Source organism: Streptococcus sp. 2741, assembly GCF_013276315.1.
Taxonomy (GTDB): Bacteria; Bacillota; Bacilli; order Lactobacillales; family Streptococcaceae; genus Streptococcus; species Streptococcus pseudopneumoniae.
Map to the genome: position 1 here is coordinate 1 of NZ_VMKU01000125.1, position 8,776 is coordinate 8,776.

5 protein-coding genes and 1 pseudogene are annotated in these 8,776 nt (G+C 38.4%); all 6 read right to left on the reverse strand.

Annotated features, from left to right (window positions below; all coding sequences use genetic code 11):
- Positions 1–102: 102 nt before the first annotated feature.
- Positions 103–2,508, reverse strand: a complete 2,406-nt coding sequence (gene pheT, locus HT671_RS10210) for a phenylalanine--tRNA ligase subunit beta (RefSeq protein WP_138702720.1) — start codon at positions 2,506–2,508, stop codon at positions 103–105.
- A gap of 76 nt (positions 2,509–2,584) precedes the next feature.
- Positions 2,585–3,094, reverse strand: a complete 510-nt coding sequence (locus HT671_RS10215; RefSeq protein WP_138702719.1) for an N-acetyltransferase — start codon at positions 3,092–3,094, stop codon at positions 2,585–2,587.
- Positions 3,094–4,140, reverse strand: a complete 1,047-nt coding sequence (pheS, locus tag HT671_RS10220; protein WP_138702718.1) for a phenylalanine--tRNA ligase subunit alpha — start codon at positions 4,138–4,140, stop codon at positions 3,094–3,096. The genes HT671_RS10215 and pheS overlap by 1 nt, the downstream gene beginning before the upstream one ends.
- Before the next feature lie 480 nt (positions 4,141–4,620).
- Complete coding sequence (locus tag HT671_RS10225; RefSeq protein WP_138702185.1) at positions 4,621–6,036, reverse strand: glycoside hydrolase family 1 protein; 1,416 nt, start codon at positions 6,034–6,036, stop codon at positions 4,621–4,623.
- A 12-nt stretch (positions 6,037–6,048) separates the two neighbouring features.
- Complete coding sequence (locus tag HT671_RS10230) at positions 6,049–7,887, reverse strand: beta-glucoside-specific PTS transporter subunit IIABC (RefSeq protein WP_138702998.1); 1,839 nt, start codon at positions 7,885–7,887, stop codon at positions 6,049–6,051.
- A 17-nt stretch (positions 7,888–7,904) separates the two neighbouring features.
- Positions 7,905–8,743 (reverse strand): annotated as a pseudogene (locus HT671_RS10235) (PRD domain-containing protein).
- Positions 8,744–8,776 lie beyond the last annotated feature (33 nt).

Genomic DNA, 8,776 nt, shown 5'->3' on the forward strand with positions numbered 1-8,776 from the left:
CGGCTAGCTTCCTAGTTTGCTTTTTGATTTTCATTGAGTATTATATAAAATCACCCCTCTAGTGTTCATAAACTAGGGGGGAAATTTGTATCATACTATCGTTTAACGCACTTCTGCATTGACTTTTTCTTCGAGAGAAGCTTGGATTTTTTCCATGTAGCGTGCGACTTCTTCGTCCGTTAAGCTGTCTTCTGGATTTTGGAAAGTCAAGCTATAAGCCATTGACTTCATACCAAGTCCCAATTTTTCGCCTGAGAAGACGTCAAAGAGTTTGATATCTGTCAAGCGTTTCACACCGGCAGCTTGGATAGCGTCCACAACTTCTTGGTGAGTGACTTCTGCCTTTAGGAGAAGGGCAACGTCACGGCTAACTGCTGGGAATTTTGTGATTTCCACAAATGGAGTAGCAGGTTGAAGGGCAGCCTCGATGGCTGAAAGGTTGAGCTCAGCCACATACGTTTCTGGAATATCGTAGGCCTTAGCAGTGACTGGATGCACTTGACCAAGGAAACCAAGAACTTGGTCACCGAGTGAAATCACGGCTGTACGACCTGGATGAAGGCTAGCGATTTCAGATGTTGCTATATAGGTTACTTGGAGTCCCAAACGAGTAAATAGGGCTTCAAGGATTCCCTTAGCATAGAAGAAATCAACTGGAACTGCTGCTGTTTGGAAATCTTTTTCAGCAACTAAGCCTGTCAAGGCAAAAGCAAAGCTGTTGATCTCATTTGGAAGTTCTTCTTTTGGATTGCCTATCTGTTCAAAGACTTTTCCAATCTCGTAAAGGGCCAAGTTTTTGTTCTTACGAGCCACGTTGTAAGCAACTGTATCTAGGATACCAGAAATCATATTTTGACGGAGGACAGAACGGTCCACTGTCATTGGCCACATGAGTTCAGTAAGGTTACTTGGTTGAGCCGTAAACTCAACTGCTTTTTCAGGAGTTGTTAGAGCATAGGTGATGATTTCTGTCAAACCTGCTCCTTCAGCAATGGTACGAACTTGACGGCGAAGTTTTTGAGTTGCAGTCAATTCACCAGCTGTACCATCGTCTTTTGGAAGGCTGGTTGGCAAGCGATCATAGCCATAGATACGAGCGATTTCTTCAAAGAGGTCTGCCTCGATAGTGATATCCCAGCGACGACGTGGGACGCTGACTGTAAAGCTGTCTGCATTTCCAGAAAGACCAAAGCCAAGACGACGGAAGACATCTTCTACATCAGCGTATGAAAGCTCAGTTCCGAGGACACGGTTGACGTCAGCAAGGGTAGAAGAAACTTCCACATCAGAGGTATCAAGTTCACCCGCTGAAACGATACCTTTACGCACCGTCGCACCTGCAAGTTCTGCAATCATGCTAGCCGCCGCATCAAGGGCTTCGTTAACAGTTGCCACATTGATACCTTTTTCAAAGCGAGAAGATGACTCAGAACGAAGGTTAAGACGACCACTAGTCTTGCGGATAGATTTTCCGTTGAAGACTGCAGCTTCAAGGACGACACGACTAGATTTCTCAGAGATTTCTGTTGCTTGACCGCCCATGACACCTGCAAGGGCTACTGGTTTGTCTGCGACAGTGATAACTAAGTCATTCACCTCTAAGTCACGTTCTTCACCATCTAAAGTCACTAATTTTTCACCAGCACGCGCTTCACGCACACGGATGTCAGTCCCTTCAAAGGTATCCAAGTCAAAGGCATGCATAGGTTGACCAAAGTAGAGCAGGATGTAGTTTGTCACGTCCACTACGTTGTTAATAGGACGGATTCCTTCGTTCATGAGAAGGTTTTGCAACCATTGTGGACTTGGTGCAATCGTCACATTATCCAAGATACGAGCTGCATAGTAAGGCGCCTTGTCTGTATCAATGCCCACAGAAAGAACATCTGCTGCAGCTTGGTCAGTTTCTGAAAGAGTAAATTCTTTAAAGTTGACTGCCTTGTCATAGATAGCTGCCACTTCGTGAGCCACTCCACGCATAGAAAGGGCATCTGCACGGTTTGGTGTGATAGACAGTTCGATGATTTCATCATCCAAGTCTAGGTATGAGAAGACTTCCTCACCTGGAACGGCATTTTCTGGCAAAATTTGGATGCCATCTGCGAATTCCTTAGGCACAACTGAGTCAGAAATTCCCAATTCGCCAAGCGAACAGATCATTCCAAGTGACTCTAAACCACGGATTTTTCCTTTTTTGATTTTGTAGTTGTCAGCGATGCGAGCTCCTGGAAGAGCCACCATAACCTTGATACCAGCACGCACATTTGGGGCACCACAGACGATTTGACGGGCTTCTTCTTCGCCAACGTTAACCTGACAAACATGAAGGTGAGTTTCTGGCACATCTTCGCAGGACAAGACCTCACCGACGACAATTTTTGAGAGACCAGCAGCCGGTGATTCGACACCTTCTACCTCGATCCCTGTGGTTGACATTTTTTCAGCCAACTCCTGTGATGGCACATCAATGTCCACCAATTCTTTTAACCATTTATAAGATACAAGCATAATTTAGTTCTCCAGAATGACCATTGCCACACTGGTTCTTTTCCTTTCCTATCATTTCAATAGAAGAATCCTCTTCTTACCTTAATTTCTTTCGCAGTAACCAATCCGTATCTACTTTTTGACCAACCATAAAATGATGTTGGCTAAATTTTTCAAAACCATATCGATTATAAAACGCTTGAGCTTTTGTATTATGCTCCCAAACACCTAACCAAGCCCAAGAAAAACTATTTTTTGTAGCAAGTTCAAGAGCAAATTCAAAAAGCTGCTTACCGAGTCCAAATCCTTGGAATTTTTGTAGCACATAGAGGCGTTGAATTTCAAAAGCGTTCTCTAATTCTCTCTCAGTCTGAGCACTTCCCCAGTTGACTTTGAGAAAACCAGCTACCTCCTCTTCATGCATAATGAAATAGGTTTCGGATTCTGGATTTTCCAACTCAGTTGACAAAACTCTCAGACTATAAGCCTCTTCAAAGTATTCCTGTAACTGCTCTTCCGTATTATCATGCGCAAATGTTTCACGAAAGGTTTGTTTGGCAATTTTGGACAACACCCCAACATCTGCCTTTTCTACTTTTCTAATCATTATTTAAACTGTTCTGAGAAGCGGACATCTCCTTGGTAGAAGCCACGGATATCGTTGATTCCGTAACGGAGCATAGCTACACGCTCTTGTCCAAGACCAAAGGCAAATCCAGAGTAAACAGTCGCATCGATACCACTCATTTCAAGGACACGTGGGTGAACCATACCGGCACCCATAATTTCGATCCAACCTGTTTTCTTACATACGTTACAGCCTTCTCCACCACACTTGAAGCAAGAAACATCCACCTCAACAGATGGCTCTGTGAATGGGAAGTAAGATGGACGCAGACGGATCTGACGCTCTTCACCGAACATTTTTTGCACAATCAACTGAAGCGTTCCTTGGAGGTCTGCCATAGAGATATTTTTCCCAACAACCAAGCCTTCAATTTGGTGGAACTGGTGACTGTGGGTCGCATCGTCCGTATCACGACGGAACACACGCCCTGGCGAAATCATTTTCAAAGGGCCTTTAGAGAAATCATGGGCATCCATAGCACGCGCTTGAACTGGAGACGTGTGAGTACGGAGTAAGATTTCTTCTGTGATATAGAAAGTATCCTGCATATCACGAGCTGGGTGGTCTTTTGGAAGGTTCATACGTTCAAAGTTATAGTAGTCTTGCTCCACTTCAAAACCATCCACGACTTGGTAACCCATACCGATGAAGATATCTTCGATTTCTTCACTGGTTTGTGTCAAAACGTGACGATGACCAGTCGCAACTGGACGACCTGGAAGCGTCACATCAATGCTCTCACTAGCCAGTTGAGTTGCGACTTTCTTTTCTTCCAAGAGCTTAGCTGTTTCTTCAAAGGCTGCTGTCAAGACATCACGAGCTTCATTGACATGTTTCCCAATGATTGGACGCATCTCAGCAGAAACATCTTTCATCCCTTTGAGGATTTCAGTGAGCGAACCCTTTTTACCAAGGACAGAGACACGCAAATCTTGCATCTCTTTTTCATTTTCAGCAGTAATCTGCTTCAAGCTAGCCAGCGTTTCTTCACGAAGCGCTTTTAATTGTTCTTCAATAGTTGACATAATTCCTCCATCAGTCGCTCGTAGATAAAAAGAAAACCACATGCCAAAAACTCCACTCGGAGCGTTGACACGCGGTACCATCCGTTTTCATCTGACAAGTCAGACCTTCATTTCTAAATCCATGCGCAAGTGAATTCACCCAGCTTTCATATAGAGAGCTTGCAGTCACGGCTCTCCTCCCTGATATACTTCCCTTGGGCTACTAGTCTTTCAGATTCCTATTCAATTACTACTTAGTTTATCAGATTTTTACCATTCTTGCAAGACCTATCTTACTTCTGCTTGTTAGCTTATTCTTATCTAAATTTATATAAACAATTTATCTAAATTAACTATTTATAATTTTTGTAACAAAATTAAATTAATTAATCCCCCTATAAAATAAAGAGGTTTAGAATTTGATGTCTTCCAAACCTCTTTATTTTATATTTAATGAGATGTTGCCTTAACCGTGATAATATCTAATCATCAATAAACAAACTATTTGAATAAGGATTCTCCATTTGATTCAATCACTCCTTTATACCAAGTAAAGGACATTTTCTTATATCGATTGAATGTGCCATTTCCATCATCATTTCGATCAACATAAATGAGACCGTACCTCTTAGAAAGCTGTGCAGTGGACATAGAAACGCAGTCAATACATCCCCAAGACGTATAGCCCATAATTTCCACACCATCTTGTAGAGCTTCAGCTACTTGCAATAAATGTTCTTTCATATACTGAATTCTATAATCATCTTGGACTGTTAAGTTATTAAATTCATCTTTTATTAGTTGATCTTTAGCACCTAATCCGTTTTCCACTATAAATAATGGAATTTGATAACGGTCATAATATCTATTTAAAATTATACGTAGTCCAATTGGATCAATTTGCCATCCCCACTCAGAAGACTCTAAATAAGGATTTACTAAGCCACCAATAATATTCCCTTCTCCTGAATTATACTGTGTTGGAAGAGCAGATTGAGTCACACTCATGTAATAGCTAAAGGATAAAAAATCTACAGTATAATTTTTTAATAACTCTGCATCTTCAGCTGCAAACTCTATGTTAATGTCATGTTCCTTAAAATATCTTTTTGCATAATTCGGATAATAACCTCTAACATGCACATCTGAAAATAGATAGTTTAGATTCTCATACTCATGAGTCGCCCATACATCTTTTGGATTTGGAGTCATTGGATAAGCTGGCATAGCTAATACCATACACCCCACCTTAAACTCTGAATGAATCTCACGAGCAATTTTTGTAACCAAACTCGAGGCGACTAATTCATGATGTATAGCTTGATATAATTCTTGTTTCGAAAGATTCTCCTTAGGTATATCTATTCCTCCACTAGTAAATGGTAATTCCAAAACAGAGTTTACTTCGTTAAATGTAAGCCAATATTTAACTTTATCTTTATACCTTTCTAAAACTGTTCGAGCAAATTTTTCATAAAAATGAATCATTCTCCTATCAACCCATCCATGATATTTTCTTGCTAAATATAATGGAGTCTCATAGTGTGAAAGAGTTACAAGTGGCTCTATCCCGTGAGCATGTAGTTCATCAAACAATTCATCATAATATTTCAAACCAGCTTCGTTAGGTTCTTCTTCATCTCCTTTTGGAAAAATTCTACTCCATGCAATAGAAGTACGAAAAACATTAAAGCCCATTTCAGAAAACAAGGATATATCTTCCTTATATTTATGATAAAAATCAATACCTAACAATTTTAAGTTATCTTCTGTAGGATTTTCTGTTGCTTCTCCTAATCCACCTTTGGGTAACACATCCTGAACTGATAATCCCTTACCATCTTCATTATATGCTCCCTCTACTTGATTAGCTGCAACAGCTCCACCCCAAAGAAAATCATCTGGAAAAATGGTCATAACTTTCCTCCATTATAATATTACCAGTAATTCCTTAGAATGCTCGATTGTCTGATTATTAGGTAATACTAATACATCTAGAAAATCATTGGTATTCGTTACAATTACTGGTGTAACTGTTTCGTAGCCTTTAGTCTTGATTAAATTCAAGTCCATTTCAAAAATCAACTGATTTTTGAAAACTCTGTCTCCTTCTTCTACATGACTAATAAAACCTTGACCTTTTAGCTCAACAGTATCTAATCCAATATGAATTAGTAACTCAACACCTTCATCACTCTTCAATCCAATTGCGTGCTTAGTCGGAAAAATATTTGTAATTTCCCCATCGAATGGTGCATAAACCTTACCCTCATTTGGGATAATCGCTACTCCGTCTCCAATAAGTTTATCTGAAAATGTTTTATCCTGGACATCACTTAACGGAATGATTTCTCCTGATATAGGAGAAAATACCATTTTTTTATTTGAAACTCTAGCCTCAACTTCTAAATGGCTAGAACTCTCTTCTTCATCGATTCCAAATATATAAGCTAATACAAAGGTAATAACAACCGAAATGACCACCACAATTAAAGCATTTACAATATTTGATGGTACATCAGAATAAATAAATTGAGGCAACGCTATCAAAGATGGGACAGCAAATAGATACGCTTTAACACTAGTAAGACCTGCAAATAATCCCGCTAATCCACCACCAATCATAGCTGCATAAAGCGGTTTTTTATATTTTAAAGTCACACCATATAATGCAGGTTCGGTAATCCCTGCAAGTAAGGCTGAGAAACCTGCTGCAAAAGCAATTTGTTTTGTATTATTATTTTTACTCTTTAATGCAACAGCCATCGAAGCAGCTCCTTGAGCTAAGTTTGACCCTAACATTGCTGGAAGAATTAATACGTCTGGAGTAGCAATAGATGCCGCCAAAAAAATAGGTGCAAAAGCCCAATGCATTCCAGTCATAACAATAAATGGCATAATAGCGCCAAGAATAGCTAATGTAAGCCATCCAGCTACACCATACATTTGCCCAACTAGATTTGATAATCCTTCACCAACAATTACTCCAATAGGTCCGACTACAACTAAGGCAATACAGCTTGATACTAATAATACTAGCGTAGGTTGCAAAAAACTCTTAGTAACAGCTGGTGTTAATTTAGCAATCATTTTTTCAATATATTTCATCAACCAAACCATAATAAGAATTGGAACGACTGACGAACCATAACTAGCTGGTGTCACAGGTACACCAAATAAACTAAGAGGATTCCCTGATTGCACCATTTGAACAAAATTTGGATGGAGAAGTACACCTGCTACAGACATAGCTAATGTAGATGTTACTTTTAATTTTTGTGATGCAGAATAAGCTAATAACAGCGGTAAGAAATAATATGGAGCATCCCCAAAAAATGTCAAAAAAGCAATAGTCTGAGAATCTGATTGCAATATACCAAGCATTGGTAAAATAATTACCAAGACTTTCAGCATACCTCCCCCTAACATTGCTGGAATGATTGGAGTCATGGAACCAGCGATATATTCAATGATTCTTTCTAAAATATTCCCTTTGTGCCCTTGATCAACTGAATCTGTTTCAAAATTGCCAAGTTTAATGAATTCTTTATAATAATTGGCTACATCATTACCAAGTATAATTTGATATTGCCCATTCTTTTTCATAATACCTATTACACCTGGTATCTTCTTCACATCATCATCATTGACTAAATTTTCATCTTTTAATTCTAATCTTAAACGTGTTACACAATGGGTAACTCTATTGACATTTTTTTCGCCTCCAATTACATCGAGGATTTTTTGTACTGTATCTTTATAACTCATGGTATTCTCCTATTCTATTAATCTAAATTTTTTGTTAAACGACGAATATGAGCCATCAAATAAACTAATTCACTAGAAGTCAGCAAATAATTGTACTCAGTTTGTATAAACATTGCCACCTGTTCACCACATTCATATTCTCTAGGATATTTATTTTTCATTAATGCTAACAAGTCTTCATCATCATCGTCACAATAAGTTGTATTTTCAACCAAGCGATGGGCAAATAATTTTATATGAGTTATGAATCTATAATAATCAATAGAATCTTGGTTAAACTCAGTACAATAGAAATCTTGAATGATTTTCTCAATTCCCATAATTATTTCAGTGATTTTATACGACTCTTGAAAATTATTTTCTAAATTAGCATTAACAAAATGTAGCGCTATGAATGCAGCTTCATCAATTGGAAGTTCAATACCTAACTCTTTTTTTATTATTTGTAAAGCCCTTTTCCCAAGTTCAAATTCTTCTTTATAATATTTCGATATTTCCCAGCGTAGGGGATTCGAAATAATAATCCCTTCTTTATAACGTTCTATGCTCGAAGAAATATGATCCGTTAAATTAATATAGATAATTTCATCAAAATTATTACCCAATGTTATTTTACCTAGGTTAATTATTTTTTCGGTGATGTACACCAACTCCAAAGGAACGTTAATAAACATCTCTGTAAAACGGGTCATATTATCTCTATTTTTGAGAAAAAACTTTTCTCAATATCAATTGGATTTACTTTATCTCCAGTTTTTCTTCCAAAAGCTATGCCCCTTCCAAAAAGAAGAATATCGATATCTTTTTTACTTTGCGCAATTACGGCATTGTGGTTTAGTATTCGTTTTATGATCATAAAATTTCCCTTTTAAAGTCATAACCACCCGTG